The organism is Bifidobacterium intestinale (assembly GCF_023656765.1).
Classification (GTDB): Bacteria; Actinomycetota; Actinomycetes; order Actinomycetales; family Bifidobacteriaceae; genus Bifidobacterium; species Bifidobacterium hominis.
Window position 1 is genome coordinate 53,137 of sequence record NZ_JAMOKR010000004.1, and the last position, 21,357, is coordinate 74,493.

Below are 21,357 nucleotides of genomic sequence, written 5' to 3' on the forward strand. Positions count from 1 at the left end.
CGCCGTTGCGGGCCATCTTTGCCACGAAGGTGACATTTGTCATCTTCCATATGGCTGTGTTGCGCCAGGTTTATGACCTCAGACACCATGTCGTCGCCGTTTGGTCGGAGACAATGGAATCATATCGTAAACGGCGGTTATCGCTGTTGGAACATGCGAGGTAAGGAGAGCCGATGAGCGAGCGTACGGAAAGGCAAACAGGTGAGAGCTCCAGCAGCGCGGTCAAGGTGTCGAAGCTGGTCAAACGGTATGGGGATATGCTGGCACTTGACTATTTCGACCTTGACGTGCGTGAAGGTGAGATTTTCGGTTTGCTTGGACCGAACGGTTCCGGCAAGACCACAGCGATTAACTGCATTCTCGCATTGTTGACGTTCGATGAGGGCACGGTACGTGTGTTTGACGAACCGATTGGCCCGACTAGTTATGCGCTGAAACGCCGCATCGGCATTGTGCCGCAGAATGTGGCTGTGTTCAATGAGTTGACGGTTGAGGAGAATATCGATTATTTCTGCTCGCTGTATGTGCCTGACAGGGCACGCCGTCATGCGCTGGTTGAGGATGCGCTGGATTTCGTGGGCTTGCGCGATTACCGCAAGTTCCGTCCTTCGAAACTGTCGGGAGGTTTGCTTCGTCGATTGAACATCGCATGCGGTGTGGCGCATAAGCCGGATCTGATTTTCTTCGACGAGCCGACCGTCGCCGTCGACCCGCAGAGCCGCAATGCGATTCTGGAAGGCATTCAGCGGCTTAACCGCGAAGGCGCGACGGTGATTTACACGAGCCACTACATGGAGGAGGTCGAACAGATCTGCGACCGCATTCTCATCATGGATCATGGCAGGCATCTGGCATTGGGCACCGCCGACGAGTTGAAGAAGATGATCGACACCGGAGAACGTATCAGTGTGGAAACCGATGACTTGGGCGGTGCTCACGATGAGTCCGGCACAAGGAAGACGTTGGAAGAGTTGAGAGCGCTGCCATGTGTGGTCGGCGCCGATTATGACGGTCACGAATTGACGGTGCGCTGCCGCAGAGGCGACCACAATCTTCTTGACGTGCTGACGCTGCTGAAAACCAACGGAACGAATATCGGGCATCTTTCCTCTCGGCAGCCGACGCTGAACGACGTGTTCCTCGAGCTGACCGGCACCGCGTTGCGCGACTAGTGGAAACCATGATCTGAAAGGTTTGGCATTATGCTGCAGACACTGCTGGTCAATCTGAAACTTCATTTCAGGGAAAAGTCGCAACTGTTCTGGCTGTTCGCTTTTCCCATCATTCTGGCGACCATGTTCAACGGCATGTTCGGCAATATCGCGGAAAGCTACGAATTGCACACGATCGATGTCGTCGTGGTCGATAATGACGCTTGGCGCGCCTCCCCTGGCGCACAAACGTTGGTTGACGGCATTTCGTCCGACGCCGACGACGATCATAAAAAGGCTGATAGTGATGATGGTGCCATGCCGAAGCTCATCACGGCCACGAAAACCAGCTCAGTGCAGGCCGCGAATCAGCTGCTTTCCGTCGGGAAGGCGCAAGGCGCGCTATCCGTCGACGGCGAAGGGAAACTGCAGTTGGCCATTTCGCAGGCCACGCAATCGTCCGTCACGGATGTGATGGCGTCAAGCAGCGGCTTGGACATTTCCCTGACGGTATTGGGCAATATCGTAGACTTGTACAATCGCAACAACGATGTGGTGGTGAATACCGCGCAGCATAATCCGTCGGCTTTGTTGGATGACGCATTCACAGGCAGTATCGGATCGTCAAGCGGGTTCACGAAAGAAATCCAGTTGACGAATTTCAAACCGAGCAGCACCGCACGCTACTATTACGCACTGCTTGGCATGGCTGCGATGATGGCCATGAGTTTCGCCGTGAACGCGGTGTCGATGGCACAGGCGAATCTTTCGGCGCTTGGCATCCGACGTTCCGTCGCTCCCTTGCCGAAATCGCAGCAGTTGCTTGCCGGTTTCCTTGCCAGTTGGATCTGCTCGTTCCTGAGTCTGACCGTAGCCATGCTGTACATCCGTTTCGGTTGTCAGATCTCCCTTGGCGGCCGTGAATGGGCAGGTTTGTGCGCATGTTTGATGGCATCGTTCGCCACGAGCGCGTTTGGCACGTTAATCGGTGCGTTGCCGGGTCTTTCCACAAGCGCCAAGCAGGGATTGTGCACGGCTCTGGCTTGCATTCTTTCACTGTTTTCCGGTTTGTATGGTTCGTTCGCCATGGCTCTGAGCGATCAGATAGCGCAGCACGCGCCCATATTGAGCACATTGAATCCGGCACAGCAGGTAACGAACCTGTTCTACGACATTCTGTATTACGACAGTTTCCTGCCGTTCCTCACCACGGTGGGCGTGCTGGCTGCAATGAGCCTGGTCTGCCTTGCCGTGGCGACCGTTCTGCTGAGGAGGCAGCGTTATGAACACCTGTAAAGCTGCGATGCGCATTCTCAAGGCACGCAAATTATATGTGATCATCTACTTGGTGCTGATCGGCACGATGATGCTCTCCATCAGCTGGCAGATCATGCGAGGCTCCTCAGCTACCGGATCGTCGACGTATGAGCCGAAAGCAGCCCGTATCGCAGTGATCGACCGTGATAACAACGCTGAGCATGTGGCGGAATCATTGCGTTCCTATCTCGCCTTGGATGGTGAGATGGTCGGCATTGACGACGATTCCGTATCATTGCAGCAGGCTGTCGCATCGAATTATGTTGATTTGATTGCGATTGTGCCAAACGGTTTCGCCGAGCACTATTTGCAGTACGCTGACGGCGGCACGGATGTGCAGCCAACCATTGACACCGTGGTCAGCTATGCTTCCGGCGCTGGATCCCTGGCCCAGCTGGAAGTCAACGAATTCCTTTCTTTGACGCGTACCTCCTATCTTGGCCTGCCGCAATCGCAACGCGAACTCGGCACAGCCATGACAACGGTATTGGATATTGCCAACGACGATACGAAACAATCGCATATCGCCGTGGTGTCTTCGCCTTCCGAAGATGAAAGCATAGCCAAACCGGGTGCGTCGGCATTCGCGGGCACGATCAAAACCGGCCTGTATCCGTTGCTGCTGGTCATGCCGATATGCACGTTCCTGGTGGTCAGCACGTTCAACGACAGTGAGATCAGGCGCAGACTCTACTCGTCGTCCGCACACACGGTATCGTTGGAAGCGCCGCAAATGTTGACATGCGGAGCGTTCGGTCTGCTGGTATGCGTGGCCTACACTGCGGTAACGTTTCTGCTGATGATGTTGGCCGGAGTCTCCTTTGACGGGCTCACCATCATAAATGTCGGACTGGCATTCGTGTCGCTGCTGACTTACACGTTCATGGCGATCGCATGCGGCTTTCTGCTGGGATCGACAGGCTTCAACGAAATGGCGACGAATGGCTTCGTCAACGTGTTCGCTCTGCTGGTCATGTTCACCTCCGGCATGTCATTTCCTACGGACATGATGCCGGATCCCATGATCACCATCGGCAAGCTGTTGCCTGGATGGTGGTTCTGCACGTCAATCGATCAGGTGTTCGGCATTGGCACCGCAGCATCCACCGGCGTGAATATCGGCCTATGGGCATCATCCATTGGCTTGGTGGCACTGTTCGGAGTGACTTTTATCTGTCTTGGCCTCACTTTTGGACGCATCCGACGTACAAGGCCAACACTCGCCTCCCCCGCTACCACACAACTCGCCAAATAACATAGGCGATCACATATGTCTTCAGCATTGCGCTGATCACGCACCCCGTCGGCCTACCGCAAAACGCGTTTATCTGCGCATGCTTCTGCGGTAGGCCGATGGCGTAACATGCATATATCGTTGAAACACTCGCGCAAAAAACGACGAACGTGAGAATCCCACCCGCACCGCAATCTCCGCAACCGGCAATTGCGTGGTCGCCAGCAATTCAGCGCCAGCGCGAACGCGCACATCATTCACAAACTCAATCGGCGACTGCCCAACCATGTCGTGAAACAACACCGCGCATTGCGTGCGTCCCACACACCCCGCAGCAGCAATCTGCGCCAACGTAACCCGTTGATGATAATGCTGTTGCACATAATCAATCATGCTGCGCAGCGCGGCAATTTTCGCCTCATCAACGCCACCAACACGAGAACCATCCCCTTCTCGTTCCTCCGCAAACGCCGTCAATGCTCGTACCATGGCATAGAAACAACTCAGTACAGTCAACGATTCACTATCGGACCACAGCTTTCTATACAGCATGTCAACCGGTTCGGATGAAACGAATTCAGAAGAAACCGGACCAGACAACGCCGGATGTTCGTTGCATGTCGAACAGCCGAATTTCGCGCGATGGATTCGTCTGATGCCGTCAACCAACGCATTACCATATTCGCTGTCGGTATCGAACACGATATATGGCATTGATGAATCCGCCAGAATCGGCGCTATGAATCGTTCGTATACCGCATTGGGCGCGCCCATTCGCGTGGGATTGAGCAATGTGCATGAGAATTCACATTCCGCATTGTCTTTGGTGAAACCGTAATGCAGTTGTCGCGAGTTAACGAATATGCCTTGCCCCTCATCGAGGCGGATTGTTTCGCCATTCACGAAATACCACATATGGCCGCGCATAATGTAAGTGAATTCGAAATCGATATGCCAATGGCATTCCGCACGCATGTTCGGATATTGGCTCAATAACGAATGCTCGGTGAATGAGAAGAACATCGGAGCGTCGTATTGCACCATTTCCGCACCATTGGGCAAACGTCCCCATCCAGTGATCGGCATGCATACACAAGAAACGTTCAAACCGCCTGTTGCCGCGCTTTCTGCTTGCGTCACGGTCATATCGCATGCCATATCATTCACCACTGTATTCCACCATTTCGGTAAATAATGCAAATTCTGGGAACGATAATACAGGCAGATACTGTGTTGCCGGGCAATCATGCCATTGAATGATATGCGTAAGACCATTATTGACCAGAAGGGGCGTGCGGCATGCTATCGCACGACTCATAACACAGGAGCATTACCATGGCAGATACTGCAAAGCAGCCAGCGGCAGATGAGTGGGAGCGCATGCTCTCCGGTGAACTGTATGTGGCCGATAGTCCACAACAGCATGACGCGAATATGCGCAAACGTCGCTTGGTGCAGGCCATCAACACATCCAAGTACGACGCGTTCAAGGAACGTGACGAGCTGTTTCACGAATTGTTCGGTGCCTTTGGAGAAGGCGGATTCGTAGAGCCACCGTTCAATTGCGATTATGGATGCAACACGTTCATCGGCAAGAATTTCTATGCCAATATGGATTGCATTTTCCTTGATGTGGCACGCATCACCATCGGCGACCGCGTTTTTTTCGGACCTCGCGTGGGCCTGTACACGCCGTATCATCCGATTGATGCGGCCGTACGTTCCTCTGGGCCGGAAGGTGCACGCCCGATCACCATCGGCAATGATGTCTGGTTCGGCGGCAATGTGGTGGTCGGCCCCGGCATTACCATCGGTGACGATGTGGTGATCGGCGCGGGATCGGTAGTGGTCAAGGATATTCCTTCGCATTCGGTGGCAGTCGGCAATCCATGTCACGTGATCCGTGAGATCACCGATGCCGACCGCGAATATTGGGAAGGCAAGGCAGCGGAATATCGCGCTTGGAAGGGTTCGATTCAGTAAATCGTTAGTTCACGCACCGCAATTTCACTCGGGTGCGGGCATTGGCTATCATCGACCACACCCCATCAATGTATTTCTCGTACATTTCCTACACGCACCAACCATTCTCACATCATCATGCAATCTTCCATCACTTGGCGCGAGTTTCTTCGACAGACGTTGACGCTCGCCCTGCCCATCGCGTTTCAACAACTAATGCTGGCGCTGTCATCGTGCGCCGACACTCTTATGCTGACGAACGTTGGTCAAAATGAGCTGTCGGCAGTGTCTCTTGCCACACAGTTCCAGTTCATTTTCAGTTTGTGTCTTGCCGCGCTCACGCTTGGCATGAGTATTCTGGTGGCCCAGTATTGGGGTGCGGGCAACACGAATGCCGTCGAACGTGTATTGGCGTTCATCATGCTGTATGCCGGCGGATTGTCGCTGGTGTTTTTCGCATTGACGCTACTCATTCCGGAAACGTTGATGTCGATTATGACGAACGACATAACGCTGATTGCTATCGGCTCACAGTATTTGCGGGTTTCGTCGGTTTCGTACCTGTTCATCGGTTTGTCTCAGATGTATTTGTGCCTGATGAAGAATGTGGGTGCGGCGGTCACCGGAATGACGATAAGCACGGTTGGCGTGATCGTGCATGTTGCGCTGAACGCGGTGCTGATCTATGGTTGGTTCGGTTTACCTGCATTAGGTATTTTCGGCGCGGCGATTTCCACGGTGATTTCCCGAGCTATCGAACTGGTGTGGTCTGTGCTTGTAGCCAGCCGCAATGGTCGCCCACATTTGCGGTTGTCGATGATGCTGCATCCGGATGTGGCGTTGCAGAAGGATTTTTGGAAGTATAGTCTGCCCGTGCTGGGCAATGAGCTGGTTTGGGGTTGCGGTTTCACCATGTACACCGTGATTATGGGTCATCTTGGTACGGATGCGGTGGCGGCCAATTCCATTGCGAATATCGTCAAGGATCTGTTGGTCTGTTTGAGTCTTGGCCTTGGCAATGCGGGCGGCATTCTTGTCGGTAATCTGCTTGGCCGCAATGCTTTCGATCAGGCGAAGGTTATGGGCGATAGGCTCTGTGTACTGGTGGCGGCAGTTGGCGTTGGAACCGGCCTGTTGATTATCGCGGTACGTCCTTTGGCGTTGCAGTGGGCGGGATTGACGCCGCAGGCCACGCATTATCTGTCGGTTATGCTGTTCATCTGCGCCTATTATGCTGCATGCGGGTGCATGACGAATCTGACTATCGCCGGCATTTTCCCTGCCGGAGGCGATTCCCGGTTCGGACTTGTCTGCGATGCGATCGTTATGTGGCTGATTGTCGTACCGGTCGGTCTGTTGGCGGCTTTCGTGTGGAAGCTGCCGGTATTGGCGGTCTATGCTTTGCTGAATACCGATGAATGCCTCAAGATGATCCCTGCTTTGCTGCATTATCGGAAGTATCGTTGGGTCAACAATGTGACGCGACAAACCGATTCCGCCGCAGTATCAAACGCATGAACAATCCGACATCAACAAAGCCCGCGTCATACTGCATTGCGCAGTGCGACACGGGCTTTGTCACTTGCCGATCTCAATCATTTGATATTTATTTCATGAGATTGCGCAGCACGTACTGGAGGATGCCTCCGTTGCGGTAGTAGTCGGCCTCGCCAGGAGTGTCGATGCGCACGACCGCATCGAATTCGGTCGTGGAACCGTCACCATGGGTGGCAGTGACATGAACCGTCTTCGGAGTGACGCCATCGTTAAGCCCTTCAACACCAGAAATATCGTATGTTTCAGTGCCATCAAGACCAAGGCTCTCATAGGATTCGCCTGCGGGGAACTGCAACGGCAGCACGCCCATGCCGATCAGGTTCGAACGGTGGATACGTTCAAAGCTTTCGGTGATGACGGCTTTGACACCCAGCATGACGGTTCCCTTGGCGGCCCAATCACGAGACGAGCCGGTACCGTATTCCTTGCCTGCGAGCACCACCAACGGTACATCATGTTCGATGTAGTCACGGGACGCCTCGAAAATCGTGGCCGGCTTCTGGTCAAGGAAATCATACGTAAAGCCGCCAGGAGTGACCTCCTCGCCTACAGATGCAAGCAGCTGGTTGCGCAGTCGGATATTGCCGAACGTGCCACGTACCATGACCTCATGGTTGCCTCGACGGGAACCATAGGAGTTGAAGTTCTTCGGTTCGACGCCGCGGTCGGTCAGGTATTTGCCAGCAGGACTGGAAGCTTTGAACGCGCCGGCCGGAGAAATATGGTCGGTGGTCACGGAATCACCGAGCAGCGCGAGCACGCGGGCGCCATGAATGTCTTCGACGGGGTCCGGAGTGGCCTTCATGCCATCGAAGAACGTCTGCTTACGCACGTAGGTGGAATCCTCATTCCATGCGAACAGTTCGCCTTCCGGAACGTCAAGTCCTTTCCAACGACGGTCGCCTTCGAATACGGAAGCGTAATCCTTCAGGAACATCTCACGGCTGACGGTACCATCCACCACGGAGGCGACTTCGCTATTGGTTGGCCAGATATCCTTCAGATACACATCATTGCCGTCCGAATCCTTGCCAAGCGGCTGGGTTTCAAAATCGAAATCCATGGTGCCTGCGAGCGCATAGGCGATGACGAGCGGCGGGGATGCTAGGTAGTTCATCTTGACGTCCGGGCTGATGCGGCCTTCGAAGTTGCGGTTGCCTGACAGCACTGAGGTGACGGTCAGATCGTTGGCGTTGATGGCTTCGGAGATTTCCGGCAGCAGCGGGCCGGAGTTGCCGATGCAGGTGGCGCAGCCGAAACCGACCAGCTGGTAACCGAGCGCATCGAGATCGTCTTGCAAGCCAGCCGCCTTAAGATAGTCGGCCACAACCTGAGAGCCCGGTGCGAGCGAGGTCTTGACCCACGGCTTGGGCTTCAAACCCTTGGCATGCGCGTTGCGTGCAATCAGACCGGCTGCGATCATCACGGACGGATTGGACGTATTCGTGCACGAGGTGATGGAAGCAATCGCCACATCACCGTTGGTGATGTCGAAGTCGCCGCGGAAGTCGGTGGAAACGGCAACCGGCTCCTGCACGGTCTTGTCCGTTTCGTACGCGGGCAATGTTTCGGCGAATTTCGCTTTGGATTCAGACAGTTTGATGCGATCCTGCGGGCGCTTCGGTCCCGCGATCGACGGCACGACAGTACCGAGGTCGAGTTCCAGATATTCGGAATACTGCGGTTCGACGTAGTTCGGATCAGTGGTGTCGCCCCACAGCTTGTTCGCCTTGGCATACGCTTCGACCAACGCGATCTGTTCTTCGGAACGACCGGTCAAACGCAGATAGTCAAGCGTGACGCCGTCGATTGGGAAAATGCCGCAAGTCGAACCAAATTCCGGACCCATATTGCCGATGGTGGCACGGTTGGCCAGCGGAACGGAGGCGATGCCCTCGCCATAGAACTCCACGAATTTGCCGACTACACCATGCTGACGAAGCATGTCGGTGATGGTCAATACCACATCAGTGGCGGTGACGCCTTCAGGAATGGAACCGGTCAGCTTGAAACCAACGACACGCGGCACCAGCATGGAAATCGGCTGGCCAAGCATGGCCGCTTCGGCCTCAATGCCGCCAACGCCCCAGCCAAGTACGCCCAAACCATTGACGGTGGTGGTGTGCGAGTCGGTACCCACGCAGGAATCAAGATAGGCAAGAGTCTTGCCGCTGTTTTCTTCAACCTTGGTCATGATGACCTTGGCGAGATATTCGATATTGACCTGGTGGATGATGCCCGTTCCCGGCGGTACCACGCGGAAGTTCTTGAATGCCTGCTGACCCCAACGCAGGAACTGGTAACGTTCGCCGTTGCGCTGGTATTCGATGTCCATGTTCTGTTCGACCGCGTCGGCGATACCGTACTTGTCGATCTGTACGGAATGATCGATGACCATGTCGGACTGTACCTGCGGGTTGATGACCTCCGGGTCTCCCCCAAGATCCTTGACCGCGTCACGCATGGTGGCGAGATCCACGATGCAGGGCACGCCAGTGAAGTCCTGCATGACCACACGGGACGGGGTGAACTGGATCTCATGGCTCGGCTGTGCAGCCGGATTCCAATCCAACAGTGCCTTGACATGATCATCCGTGATGTTGGCGCCATCGATGTTACGTACCAGGTTCTCGGCGAGAACCTTCAACGAATACGGCAGATGATCGATGCCCGGCAGATCTGCGATGCGGTAATATTCATAATCCTTGCCGTCCACCTTCAAGGTGTCGAGCTGGTCGTCGCGCACAGACATGCTACCTCCGAGCTTCTTGGCTGTATAACACAGCTGATTATTCGTTGCCTACGATACAGTCAAGTTAATTCAGCTCTGGCGTGTCTTCTTAAAGTATGGGACAATACTCAGAATTTTCGGCACCAAACGCAAACACACCAAGAACACGAGCGCCGAAAGCACCATTGCCACCGTCGTCGCAGCCAGCATCTGCCCGGTCGGCACCACCAGCGCGAAGAAATTCGCCACCGGTTTTACGAGCACGCCCCCGAATCCAATTGCGGCAAAGGCCAATACCAATATGCCACGCCACGAATGCAGCGGCTTTGCCACCCGCGCAAGCACGAACACTCCCATCATGAGCAGAATAATCGCGTTGACGCCACGCAGCATCGCCAACTGCGCACCCGAATCTTGCACATTCCACTTCATGAATATCGGCAGCAGCCACGACGTGGACAAAATCGACAATCCGACCGCCACACCGCAGGGCACGGCAAAATGCAGCACGCGTTTCAGGAATCCTGGAATATAACGACGCGTGTTCGGAGCCAACGCAAGAATGAATGCCGGCATGCCAATCGTCAATCCACCCACATATGTGATGTGGCGAGGCAGATACGGGAATGGCATCTGCGTCAACACCACACCCAACGAAATCAGTGCGGAATACACGGTTTTCACGAGGAATAGGCTTGCCACACGTTCCATATTGGCCATAACCTGACGCCCTCGCGCCACCACATCGGGCAGATGTGAGAACTTCGAATCGACAAGCACCACCTGTGCCACGGCCTTGGTGGCGGGCGCAGCATTGCCCATCGCAATACCCAGATCGGCCTCTTTGATGGCGAGCGCGTCGTTCACGCCGTCGCCGGTCATCGCCACCACATGCTCACCCGCATGCAACGCCTCCACGATCGCCTTTTTCTGATCGGGCAGCACACGCCCAAGCACATCCACGTTTTCCAGTACTTGCGCCAGTTCCGTAATGTCGGCAGGCAACTCACGCGCGTCCATGAATCGTGGTTCATGTTCGCCGGTCAGATGCACTTTTCTTGCGATCGCGCCGACGGTTACAGGATTGTCGCCGGAGATAATGCGGCAACGCACGCCTTGTTCACGGAACCATGCAAGCGTTTCTTCGGCGTCGGCACGAATATGTTCGGAACAGCACACCAATGCGACAGGGCACGATGCCGGATTGAGTTTTGGATCGGTTTCGTAATCGTCGGGTGCCGCACCGTCGATTCGCGCGACCAGAAGCACACGGTTGCCGTCGTTGGCGAAATCATTGACTTGCCTGAGTATGTCGGCATGGTCGCCGTTGATTTGGGAAAGAATGACTTCCGGCGCACCCATCGTCCATACTGCATTGCCGTCATAGATCGAACTCCACTTGCGTGCCGACGAGAACGGTACTCGTGCCTCGACAGTGCCATCCGCAAATCCCTGTTCCCATAGTCCAGACAGAATCGCCTGTCCTGTACCGTTGGGCTGTCCTTCGTTCGATAGGTCGAATAGAGCCTGTTTGACGTCATGCTCATTCACGTTGCCGCACATAGTGCCGGAGCTTCGAATATCCAGCAATTCCACAGAATCAAGTCGGATGGTGCCGTCGGTGACAGTACCGGTTTTGTCAAGGTTCAGGCAATCCACACGAGCGAGAGTCTCCACGGATTCCAGCTCCTGCACCAGCGTGTTCTTACGTGCCAAACGAATGGCTGCGAGCGCGAAATTCAGCGAGGTGAGCAGCACCAGGCCTTCAGGGATCATACCGACCACACCGGCCACTGCGGAAATAACTGCGGAACGCCATTCACCGGTTGAGATGGCCGCATTCCAGCCGCCAACAGTGCGTACCTGCGACCAGATGAGCAGCACGCAGAGCGGCACCACCAGGAAGGTCATGAATTTCAGAATCGTATTGATGCCCTTGTTTAGGTCGGATACGGTTTTCTTGTAGACCTTTGCCTGTGCGGTAAGTTTGGCTGCGTAGCTGTGTTCCCCGGTGGCGGTGACTTTCACCAATGCCATGCCGGAGATGGCGGTGGATCCGGAGAAAATGTCGCAGCCTTCGCCTTTGCGTACGGTCCGTGATTCGCCGGTGAGCATGGATTCGTCCAGTTCCAGTCCCCAAGTGTGCACGATCTGTGCGTCCGCGGGTACCTGTTCGCCGGAGCGGATCCACATGAGATCACCGAGCACGATATCGTTGTGTGGTACTTCAACGTCTTTGCCGTCGCGATGCACAAGGTAATCGGAGGCCACCAGAATCGATAGTTTGTCAAGCGTACGTTTGGCTTTCAGTTCGGTGCAGATGCCGATGCCGGTATTGATGATGATGATCAGACCGAACACCGCGTCTTTCCACGAACCGGTGATCAGTACCATGACCATGGCGGCGAAAATGATACCGTTGAACAGGGTGAACACGTTGGCTCGCACGATGTCGACAAGAGAACGCGAAGTCGATGCTTTGACTGTGTTATCCAGTCCGCTTTTTTTGAGGGTGATCACTTCGCCTTGTGTTAGCCCCGTCTCTTCGATGGGAGGCATTGTTCGACTTTCGCTCATAATTGCCAGACTACCGTCACAGTCCCGTTTTCTGGTCAACTTCTTGTGAAACACAGGTAAAAATCAGGGAATTTTCAGGGTACTCGCCGAGCACTGATTTGGCATCCATCTCACGTAGGCAAGGCACAGAGCCATGTCAGTGGTCGATTGTAGTCACCAGCATCTCACGGTCGTGGGGATCGTTGTTGGCTACGGCCACGACCGCATCGTCGAGCGGCGTCGCGTCGGTCATGCGGTCGTTGATGGTCATGGTTGCCGCATAGAGTTTGTTGTCTTCCGGCACAGCGATAGGATCGAGAAGCGCCACTGGAACGCCCGCTTTTCTTGCGGTTTCCAAAGCATCATTCCAGTTTTCGGCATTGGTTTTGTCCACGTCGATTCCTGCGATGACAATGAGGTCGGCCTTGCGTTGCGCCATGTCACGCACGCCTTGCTGCGCGGTGGATTGCGCGTCCACAGTGCCTGAGACGGTAATGTACACCGGCTTGAGCTTACCGGCTTTCATGGCATCCATTGCCATGGAATCGGCAGTGACATCATCCGATCCAATCATGGCGATGGACAGGCTGTCACGATCCTCCATGGAGTGCGCCACCGCGGTACCGGGAGATTGCGTATCCCCCACCGCGGCATTCGACGGCACGCAACCAGATAGCGACGCGCAAAGCAACGCAATCGCGGTCATTCCATAAAACGCACGACGTGCGAATAACGGCATGCTCACTGCTCGTGCTTTCTGAACAGCGCCACAGTCTCAACATGATGGGTCATGGGGTAAATGTCGAATGCGCGGATATCCGCCAATTCGTAGCCCAGCGACACGAGTGTGGCAGTATCTCTGGCGAGGCTTGCCGGATCGCATGCGATATAGACCACGCTTTTCGCTTCGGCTTCGGCAATCTGCCTGCACACTTTCGCACGAGCGCCGGCACGCGGCGGATCAAGCACCACCACATCGGGTTTGGCGAGATCATTGCGCACGTTGGCAAGTGTTTTCGCCACATCGCCCACACGTGCATCGACGTTGCCCAGATGAATGTGCCTCAAATTACGCTGCGCGTTCCTTACCGCGGTTTTGCCGCCTTCGACGCTCAACATGCGAGTGCGCTCCGCCGTCAGCGTAGCCAACGGCAGCGTGAACAGACCTGAACCGGAATACAAATCCCACAGGCATGCGGATTTGGCGCCGTCGAGCTCGCCGCGTGCCAAATCAATCACATGGTTGGTCAAAGCGATCGGCGCATGCCTATGCATCTGCCAGAAACCGCCTGCATCCACGTTGTATTCGAATGCACGGCCGGCAACAGTCACCTTTTCCGTAAGCTCACGGCTTCCAGCAACCACCTCACCGTTCACAAGCACGGCGTAATTGTCTGGAATCGGCGCATTATCGCGAGGTTCCGGAACGGATAGACGAATCTGGGAACCCGGCTCGAAGCCACCCTCCCATACATGCTCACGCTCGGCCACTTCCAGCAACCTACGGCTGGCCAACGGCATGGTATCAATCGGAACGCGCACATGCGTGCCCCGACGGCGCATCGACGGACGGCCATCTGCATCAGCGATCATCTCGATGCGAGTACGCCAATGCAGACCTTGCTCCGCATCGTCTTCCGGCATACGCTCAATGGGCACTTCCGTATCAACGTGGCCGAGTCTTGCCATCTGTTCCGCAACCGACGCGGCTTTCCACTTGAGTTGCCCGGCAAGCGACACATGCACCAGATCGGCGCCGCCGACGCCACCGCCCATGGCAAGGGGGCCTGCCAATGACCATATTGGATCAGTACGGTCTTCGCTCGCCTCGAGCACTTCCACCACTTCGCCCGTCCAGAAGCGATCCTCACGATCATGTGGCTCGTCCAATGCGACACGGACCAGTTCTCCGGGCAATGCGAATCGCACGAACACAACACGTCCGTCAATATGACCGACACAACGGCCTTGGTCGGCGTACCGTTCAATGCGGATGGTTGTTTCCATCAGTGTTCTTCCCTCATTTCGGTGGTTTGTGCTGCCTCAGCATCGTCCTCGGAAGCTTCCTGCACCATCTTATGCCGGTGCATTGGCGTCGCCACGATCAGATACGAGACCCAGATCGCGAGCGCCCAGAACGGAATGCCCATCAGCAGACGCGCCGTTCCCAGCCAGCCGACGTGATTGCCGAAATAGAGCGGCACCTGCACGATCAGACGCAGCGCGAACACCCCGATCCACATCGCGGTGATGATGGTATAGGCGCGATTGAGCGCCTTGTCACCTCGCCAATCGGCAAGCCAGGCACGAAAATGTTCGGTCGGTAACGTTCTGATGAACTCGATGACCAATCCTAAGCCAGGCACTCGGGCCAGCAGTGAAATCGTCAGCAGAATAACGTAAAAGGCGTTGGTCAGGAATCCGAACATGTAATAGTTACGTGCCTCGTGACTGTTCCATGCCCAAATCAGGCAGATACCTACTGCCAGCAAGCCTGATACCGCTCCCATGACGGACTGTCGTTGGCACAGGCGCACGATCACCTGCAGCACGGCCAACACTGCGGACACGCCGATGGTCAGTTGCAAATTGGACGTGATGACGAACAACACCACGAACACGACGCCCGGCAGCATTGATTCGATGACGCCTCTCGGACCGCCAATGGCGTCGATCACGGAAAAATCGTCAGTATTACCGGCATCGGCAAGCGCACCAAGACCGGTTCGTTTTTTTGCTTCGGTTTCAGCCATACGTATTAGTTATCGGTTCGAGCGGCTCAGCGCACTTCGGAGAACATCGGTCCACGAGACAGCGTGGTCTTGACCTCAACCTGCTGGTCGGAGTCGAATGGACCCTTCGGCTTGCCTGGAATCTCGGTCTTCTGCTCAGCCTCTTCCGCAGCGGCCTTCGCGGCCTTGCGTTCGGCCGGAGCGACCGGCGGATGCATGGGAATCAGGTCGCGCGGCGCCAACGGATCATCGCCTCGCTCCACCACAATATCGGCGAAGAACTGGTTCAACGCCTTTGCTTCCTCACCCTCAGGATCGGTGGCGGCCTTGCCGGAGAAGATGCCACGCAGCATCCAACGCGGACCGTCGACGCCTACGATGCGGGTAAGCACCTTGCGCCCACCTTTGACGGTGACCGGCAATGCCAGTTCGGTGCCGAACACACCTTCGACTTCTTTCGCGTCCTTGTTGGCTTCAATCAGGTCGGCGCGAACGTCATCCCACAATCCGAGCGTCTTCGGAGCCGCGAACGCTTCAATCTCCACGCTGGAGGAACCATAGGTGATGGTGGTGCCAAGAACCTGCTGAGTGGCACGGTTGGCTTTCACGCGCAATTCAATGCCCTTCAGGAACGGCAGATAATATGATCCCATATCGAGGTACTCGTCGTAATCAGGAACGTTCTCATCTTCCACGTCCCACGGACCATGCTTGTCACCGCGACCCTCGTATTCAGCGGAAGGCTTCGGAAGCGCCACGCCCTCCTGAGCTTCGTCAACATTTTCAGCTGCGTCGACAGCCTCTTCGTTTTCTTCGGCGGACGCTTCAAGAGCTTCCTCGCTCTGACGCTTCTTCTTACCGAATCCAAACAATCCCATGATGTTCCTCATTTCATAACGTTTGCAACCGTGACTAGCCTAGCACCCATGCTTAATATGGGCTGGGAATCGGGGTGTGATATTCCAATTCCCAGTCTGTGCACGGTAAACAGTGGCTTAAATGTCATACATAATGCTGAGCGGCGCATGATCGGACCAGCGCAGGTCGTAGGTCGGAGCCTTATCGATCATGAATCCGCAGGCCGTTTCCGCAAGTTCCGGTGTTGCGAACTGGTAGTCGATTCTCCAGCCGACATTGTTGTCGAATGCACGACCTCGCTGACTCCACCATGTGTACGGTCCCTGGATGTCTCCGGCGAGATCACGCATCACATCCACAAATTCCAGTTCTCCCAGCCATTTGTCGACATATGCGCGCTCTTCGGGGAGAAATCCGGCATGCGTTTCGTTGGCTTTGGCGTTTTTGATGTCGAGCGGCGTGTGCGCGATATTGAAATCACCGCACAGCACCGCTTGTTTCCCACCATGTGCAGCTTCATCGCGCAATTGCTCCATACGTACCAGCATGGTGTCGAGGAAACGGTATTTCTGCTTCATTTTTTCCGGATCATCGGTATTTCCCGCATGCACATACACGCAAACCACGGTAACGACATAGCCTTGCGGAGTTTGCACGTCCGCTTCGATCCAGCGTCCAGAATCAACATCCTCATCAAGTCCCGGCAAGCCATACCGCCGTTCGGCAACAGGCAATGCCGACAGTAGACCGACACCGGCACGCCCTTTGATGCGGCAGATCTCGTTCATGCGATGCAATTCACTTTGATCAGCGATACGGCCTGCAGTCGAATATTCAAAACCGAATTCGTCAAAGATGGGATCGATTTCGTTTTGCGGAGCACGTACTTCCTGCATGCACCATACGTCGGGAGTGTTGCGACCCGCCCATTCCTCGATGCCTTTGCGTTTCGCCGCGCGGATTCCATTCACATTAGAGGTTGTGATAGTGATCGTCATAGCGTCCTAGAGTAGCCGGAATACAAGAAAAGCCTCCGGCAATGCCGAAGGCTTTATTTTGAGACATATCGGTCGGATCAGTCAAGACCGAGCTGCAGCTTGCCGCCGGGGATGGCGTCAAGCAGATCACGAGTGTACTGCTTCTGCGGATGCTCGAAGACCTCGTCAGTGGTGGCGTGCTCCACAAGTTTGCCGTGCTGCATCACTACGACCTCATCGGCAATCTGGCGCACAACCGCCAAATCGTGGGTGATGAACAGGTAGCTCAGTCCCTTTTCCGTCTGCAGGTCATTGAGCAATCGCAACACCTGGTCCTGTACCAGCACGTCCAAAGCGGATACGGCCTCGTCGCAGACGATCACGTCCGGATCGAGAGCCATGGCTCGTGCGATGGCGATGCGCTGTCGCTGACCACCGGAAAGCTCGTTCGGGTAGCGGAAACGCACAGACCCCGGCAGTTCCACCATATCGAGCAACTCACGCACACGGGCAGCACGACTTTTCTTGTCTCCAATGCCGTGGATGCGCAGTGGTTCTTCGATGGAACGGTAAATGGAGTACATCGGGTCAAGCGAACCATACGGATTCTGGAACACCGGCTGCACGTGACGGCGGAAGTCAAGCAATTCCTTGCCTTGGAAGCCGGAAATGTCCTTGCCTTCATAGGTGACGGTGCCTGAGGTCGGTTCAAGCAGCTTCAGCACCATGTTGGCCACCGTGGACTTGCCGGAACCGGATTCGCCCACAATCGCCAGCGTGGTACCCTTTTTGACGGAGAAGCTCACATCGTCAACGGCCTTGAACATCTCCTTCTTGCGCGGCAGCTTGAACTCGCGCGTCAGATGATTCACCGTGATGATGGATTCGCCGGTCTTCAGAGAATCCTCATTCACCTTGTGTTCCATCACACGGCTGGCATCGCCACCATGCTCCTTGACGGAGATGATGCGCTGCGAGGCCAACGACGGCGCTGCCGACACCAGTCGTTTGGTGTACGGATGCTGCGGATGCTGCAGTACTTCCAGAGATGGGCCGGACTCAACGACCTGTCCCTTGTACATGACCACGATGTGCTGCGCACGCTCAGCCGCCAAGCCCAAGTCATGGGTGATGAACAGCACTGCGGTTCCCAACGAATCGGTGAGCATCTGCAGGTGATCAAGGATCTTCTTCTGCACGGTCACATCAAGCGCGGAGGTCGGCTCGTCGGCGATCAGCAGTTCCGGACGGCATGCCAAGCCGATGGCGATGAGCGCACGCTGGCGCATACCACCGGAAAACTCGTGCGGATACTGGCGTGCACGAGTGGCGGCATCCGGCAGACCTGCCTCAGAAAGAAGACCTGCGATGCGGTCGTCCATGGTAGAGCCGATTACATACTTCTTGGCGATGTACCAAGCGTCATCCTCGGCCACGCCGGCCTTGATCAGGTCGTCGGCCACGCGCCAACGCGTTTCAGATCCCGGGACCCACTCCGACTCGAAGTATGCCACGGTCTTGTCGAAGTCGTCGCCGGTCTTGCCGATCTTGGACAGCGCTTCCTTCGCCGCGGACAACAGCTCCGGAAGATCCTTGGAGCCAAGGAAAGTCTCATCGTCGTTGTTTTTAAGCTCGACATCAGCATCGGCGAGAGCCTTCGACAGCGAGGAACGCTTCTCATGGGCGATATCCATATTGTTGGCGACCAGCGCCTCCTTCACCTGGGTGCCGATACGCCACACCGGATTCAGGTTGCTCATCGGATCCTGCGGGACAAGACCCATCTTGTTGCCGCGCAACTTGTCGAAATCCCTCCGCTTGTAACCGGAGATTTCCTCGCCATCAAGCTTGATGGATCCTCCGACCACATGGCCTGTGCCTGGAAGCAGACCAAGCACTGCCATAGCGGACGTGGACTTGCCGGAGCCGGACTCACCAACGATAGCCACCCACTGACCCGGGTATACGCTGAAAGAGGAGTTGCGCACCGCATGTATCGGCCGGCCATCATCAGTGGTGAAGTCGACCTGGAGGTTCTTGACTTCCAGCAGCGGACCGTTGGCGCGTTGCATGGCCTCGAGCTTGTTTTCGGTATTCATTTCAGTCATCGAATATCCCTCACTTACACTCACGCACGGCTCTTCGGATCAAGCGCATCCTTCACAGCGTCGCCCATCATGATGAAGGCAAGCACAGTGATGGCAAGCGCCGCGGACGGGTAGAACAGCACCATCGGATCTGTACGCAGAATGGACTGCGCGTTGGAGATGTCGCCACCCCAGCTGACGGTAGTGGTCGGCAGACCCAGACCAAGGAAGCTCAACGTTGCTTCCAACACGATGTAGGTAGCCAGAGACGTTGTGCCCACCACAATGATCGGTGCCAAGGAATTCGGCAGAATGTGGCGGAACAGGTTACGCCATGGCGTTGAGCCAAGTGCGGTGGAAGCCGTATTGAACTCCAGATTCTTGGCTTCCATAACAGCGCCTCGCGCAATTCGCGCAACAGATGTCCAGCCGAACAACGTCATGACCAGAATAATCTTCCAAATGGAACCGTTGGTCTTGAACATCTGCAGCACCACGATGGCACCAAGCAAAATCGGCAAAGCCAGGAAAATATCGGTCAAACGGCTGAGAATGCCGTCAACCCAGCCTCCGAAGAAGCCGCTCAATGCACCGATCAGCGTGCCCAACAGCACCACCAGCACCGTAGCGAACACGCCGACGCTCAGCGAGGTACGAGTACCATACACCACGCGAGAGTACACGTCGCATCCTTGCAGATCGAATCCGAAAGGATGTCCCTTCGAAGCCGATTCCAAGGAGTTCTCAAGCGTGCAGTAATTCGGATTCTGCTTGGTCATCACTCCTGGGAACAGCGCCACGAAGATAATGAACACAATAAGCACAGCGGAGATGATGAACATCGGGTTCTTGCGCAGGGTACGCCATGCGTCAGCCCAAAGGCTTGAAGCCGGTACGGACTCGTCGACCGAGTCAACGTCCTTAAGCGGCGTCTCCTCAAGAGGAGCAACATATCGTTCCTGTCCCGGAAGTGCGTGGGAAAGATTCGTTTCGTTCATATCAGTCATTGTTCAATCCTCCCAACTCACGCGTAGCGGATTCGCGGATCAAGCGCCGCATAGAGCATATCGACCAGCAGGTTGCACACTGCGAAAATCAACATAAGCAGAGTCACAATGGACACCACCAGGTTGCCTTCGCCCTTGAGGATGCTTTGATAAGTCAGGTAACCAATGCCGTGCACATTGAAGATGGTTTCGGAAATCATGGCACCGCCCATCAGTGCGCCAAGATCCTGACCAAGGTAAGTGACGACAGGAATCATGGAGTTACGCAAAACGTGACGATTCATGACCGACCTATTGCTCATGCCTTTGGCGCGTGCGGTGCGCACATAGTCAAGCGCGATATTGGAGGAAATCTCCGAACGACTCAATCTGATGATATATGCCATAGACACAGATCCAAGCACTATTGCCGGCATCAGTAGATCGATGAATCCTGGATTGGCGCCGGCCGTAACTGGAAGCAGACGCAACTTCACGCCTAGGAAATACTGGGCAAGGAAGCCCGTGACAAAGGTCGGGACGGAGATGAGCAGCAGAGAGATGATCAGGATCACGGTATCGCACCACTTGCCCTTGTTCAGACCGGAAATCGCGCCGAAAATCACGCCGAATACGGCTTCGAACACGAAAGCCATCAGTGCGAGCTTGATAGTGACCGGGAATGCACGTCCGATCTGGTCGATGACCAGCTGGCCGGAGAAGGTCTTGCCAAAATCAAGAGTCAGCGCATTTTTCAGGAACAGCAAATACTGTACGATGAACGGTTTATCCAGATTGTATTCGGCACGAATCTGCGCAGCGACGGCCTCATTGACCGGCTTATCGCCAAACATCGCCTTAACCGGGTCGCCCGGCAATGCGAACACCAGGGCGTACACCAAAAGCGTCGTGCCGAGAACCACAGGGATCATCTGCAGAATGCGTCGCAGAAGATATCTGCCCATTGGTTTCTCCTTTTATTGCTTATTCATTGTCAACCTTTTCAGATTATTACTCATAATCATCGGGGAAGGTTAACGATTTACCCCGCAAGTTTTGTGGCAACACACAACAAACTGCTTTATATTGCAGTTTCATGGGAATCAGCTGGGAAAAATGCATTGGTTGCCGGCATCTATCCCTGACGCCTCTTGGCCACACTGATCTCACCCTAAAAAACGGTGCGTATTACATGGAAAGGAAGGAACG

16 protein-coding genes are annotated in these 21,357 nt (G+C 55.3%); 5 read left to right on the forward strand and 11 right to left on the reverse strand.

Annotation, left to right across the window (positions count from 1 at the left end; all coding sequences use genetic code 11):
* Positions 1-173: 173 nt before the first annotated feature.
* Genes NBH13_RS06185 through NBH13_RS06195 form a run of 3 tightly spaced genes read left to right on the forward strand, consistent with a single transcriptional unit; the run spans position 174 to position 3,723 of the window.
* Positions 174-1,172 (forward strand): ABC transporter ATP-binding protein, encoded by a 999-nt coding sequence (locus NBH13_RS06185; protein WP_099571279.1) that lies wholly within the window; start codon positions 174-176, stop codon positions 1,170-1,172.
* Between the two features lie 30 nt (positions 1,173-1,202).
* Positions 1,203-2,447 (forward strand): ABC transporter permease, encoded by a 1,245-nt coding sequence (locus tag NBH13_RS06190; protein WP_250779299.1) that lies wholly within the window; start codon positions 1,203-1,205, stop codon positions 2,445-2,447.
* Positions 2,434-3,723: an ABC transporter permease gene (locus NBH13_RS06195; RefSeq protein WP_250779300.1), complete on the forward strand. Its 1,290-nt coding sequence runs from the start codon at positions 2,434-2,436 to the stop codon at positions 3,721-3,723. The genes NBH13_RS06190 and NBH13_RS06195 overlap by 14 nt, the downstream gene beginning before the upstream one ends.
* 69 nt (positions 3,724-3,792) lie before the next feature.
* On the opposite strand, the gene NBH13_RS06200 is transcribed toward NBH13_RS06195, so the two are convergent.
* The gene (locus NBH13_RS06200; RefSeq protein ID WP_350446137.1) at positions 3,793-4,872 is read right to left on the reverse strand and encodes an AraC family transcriptional regulator; all 1,080 of its coding nucleotides are present in this window, start codon (positions 4,870-4,872) and stop codon (positions 3,793-3,795) included.
* Between the two features lie 165 nt (positions 4,873-5,037).
* Here NBH13_RS06200 and NBH13_RS06205 point away from each other — a divergent pair, with 165 nt between their 5' ends.
* Both NBH13_RS06205 and NBH13_RS06210 read left to right on the forward strand, forming a co-directional pair.
* Positions 5,038-5,685 (forward strand): sugar O-acetyltransferase, encoded by a 648-nt coding sequence (locus tag NBH13_RS06205; protein WP_099571282.1) that lies wholly within the window; start codon positions 5,038-5,040, stop codon positions 5,683-5,685.
* A 117-nt stretch (positions 5,686-5,802) separates the two neighbouring features.
* Positions 5,803-7,182: an MATE family efflux transporter gene (locus tag NBH13_RS06210; protein WP_154035285.1), complete on the forward strand. Its 1,380-nt coding sequence runs from the start codon at positions 5,803-5,805 to the stop codon at positions 7,180-7,182.
* An 88-nt stretch (positions 7,183-7,270) separates the two neighbouring features.
* Here the strand turns inward: NBH13_RS06210 and acnA are convergent, their stop codons facing one another.
* The 10 genes from acnA to NBH13_RS06260 form a co-directional block, all read right to left on the reverse strand.
* A complete protein-coding gene (gene acnA, locus NBH13_RS06215) occupies positions 7,271-9,973 on the reverse strand; it encodes an aconitate hydratase AcnA (protein WP_250779302.1) in 2,703 nt (900 codons plus the stop codon).
* Between the two features lie 69 nt (positions 9,974-10,042).
* The gene (locus tag NBH13_RS06220) at positions 10,043-12,529 is read right to left on the reverse strand and encodes an HAD-IC family P-type ATPase (protein ID WP_250779304.1); all 2,487 of its coding nucleotides are present in this window, start codon (positions 12,527-12,529) and stop codon (positions 10,043-10,045) included.
* 136 nt (positions 12,530-12,665) lie between these two features.
* A complete protein-coding gene (locus tag NBH13_RS06225) occupies positions 12,666-13,247 on the reverse strand; it encodes a type 1 periplasmic-binding domain-containing protein (RefSeq protein WP_250779305.1) in 582 nt (193 codons plus the stop codon).
* Between the two features lie 2 nt (positions 13,248-13,249).
* Complete coding sequence (locus NBH13_RS06230) at positions 13,250-14,515, reverse strand: class I SAM-dependent RNA methyltransferase (RefSeq protein WP_250779306.1); 1,266 nt, start codon at positions 14,513-14,515, stop codon at positions 13,250-13,252.
* Entirely contained in the window at positions 14,515-15,261 is a 747-nt protein-coding gene (locus NBH13_RS06235; RefSeq protein ID WP_099571288.1) for a DUF3159 domain-containing protein, read from the reverse strand. The genes NBH13_RS06230 and NBH13_RS06235 overlap by 1 nt, the downstream gene beginning before the upstream one ends.
* Before the next feature lie 26 nt (positions 15,262-15,287).
* Positions 15,288-16,118, reverse strand: a complete 831-nt coding sequence (locus NBH13_RS06240; protein ID WP_180753393.1) for a DUF3710 domain-containing protein — start codon at positions 16,116-16,118, stop codon at positions 15,288-15,290.
* 117 nt (positions 16,119-16,235) lie between these two features.
* Positions 16,236-17,096, reverse strand: coding sequence for an exodeoxyribonuclease III (locus NBH13_RS06245; RefSeq protein ID WP_250779308.1), 861 nt, complete (start codon positions 17,094-17,096; stop codon positions 16,236-16,238).
* Between the two features lie 77 nt (positions 17,097-17,173).
* Positions 17,174-19,183, reverse strand: a complete 2,010-nt coding sequence (locus NBH13_RS06250) for a dipeptide ABC transporter ATP-binding protein (RefSeq protein WP_250779309.1) — start codon at positions 19,181-19,183, stop codon at positions 17,174-17,176.
* A gap of 20 nt (positions 19,184-19,203) precedes the next feature.
* Positions 19,204-20,169 (reverse strand): ABC transporter permease, encoded by a 966-nt coding sequence (locus NBH13_RS06255; RefSeq protein WP_099571292.1) that lies wholly within the window; start codon positions 20,167-20,169, stop codon positions 19,204-19,206.
* Between the two features lie 17 nt (positions 20,170-20,186).
* Entirely contained in the window at positions 20,187-21,113 is a 927-nt protein-coding gene (locus NBH13_RS06260; RefSeq protein WP_099571293.1) for an ABC transporter permease, read from the reverse strand.
* Positions 21,114-21,357: the final 244 nt, after the last annotated feature.

Coding starts and splice junctions, on each gene's coding strand:
- NBH13_RS06185 (WP_099571279.1), top strand. CDS start 174: ATGAGCGAGCGTACGGAAAGGCAAACAGGTGAGAGCTCCAGCAGCGCG.
- NBH13_RS06190 (WP_250779299.1), top strand. CDS start 1,203: ATGCTGCAGACACTGCTGGTCAATCTGAAACTTCATTTCAGGGAAAAG.
- NBH13_RS06195 (WP_250779300.1), top strand. CDS start 2,434: ATGAACACCTGTAAAGCTGCGATGCGCATTCTCAAGGCACGCAAATTA.
- NBH13_RS06205 (WP_099571282.1), top strand. CDS start 5,038: ATGGCAGATACTGCAAAGCAGCCAGCGGCAGATGAGTGGGAGCGCATG.
- NBH13_RS06210 (WP_154035285.1), top strand. CDS start 5,803: ATGCAATCTTCCATCACTTGGCGCGAGTTTCTTCGACAGACGTTGACG.
- acnA (WP_250779302.1), bottom strand. CDS start 9,973: ATGTCTGTGCGCGACGACCAGCTCGACACCTTGAAGGTGGACGGCAAG.
- NBH13_RS06220 (WP_250779304.1), bottom strand. CDS start 12,529: ATGAGCGAAAGTCGAACAATGCCTCCCATCGAAGAGACGGGGCTAACA.
- NBH13_RS06225 (WP_250779305.1), bottom strand. CDS start 13,247: ATGCCGTTATTCGCACGTCGTGCGTTTTATGGAATGACCGCGATTGCG.
- NBH13_RS06230 (WP_250779306.1), bottom strand. CDS start 14,515: ATGGAAACAACCATCCGCATTGAACGGTACGCCGACCAAGGCCGTTGT.
- NBH13_RS06235 (WP_099571288.1), bottom strand. CDS start 15,261: ATGGCTGAAACCGAAGCAAAAAAACGAACCGGTCTTGGTGCGCTTGCC.
- NBH13_RS06240 (WP_180753393.1), bottom strand. CDS start 16,118: ATGGGATTGTTTGGATTCGGTAAGAAGAAGCGTCAGAGCGAGGAAGCT.
- NBH13_RS06245 (WP_250779308.1), bottom strand. CDS start 17,096: ATGACGATCACTATCACAACCTCTAATGTGAATGGAATCCGCGCGGCG.
- NBH13_RS06250 (WP_250779309.1), bottom strand. CDS start 19,183: ATGACTGAAATGAATACCGAAAACAAGCTCGAGGCCATGCAACGCGCC.
- NBH13_RS06255 (WP_099571292.1), bottom strand. CDS start 20,169: ATGACTGATATGAACGAAACGAATCTTTCCCACGCACTTCCGGGACAG.
- NBH13_RS06260 (WP_099571293.1), bottom strand. CDS start 21,113: ATGGGCAGATATCTTCTGCGACGCATTCTGCAGATGATCCCTGTGGTT.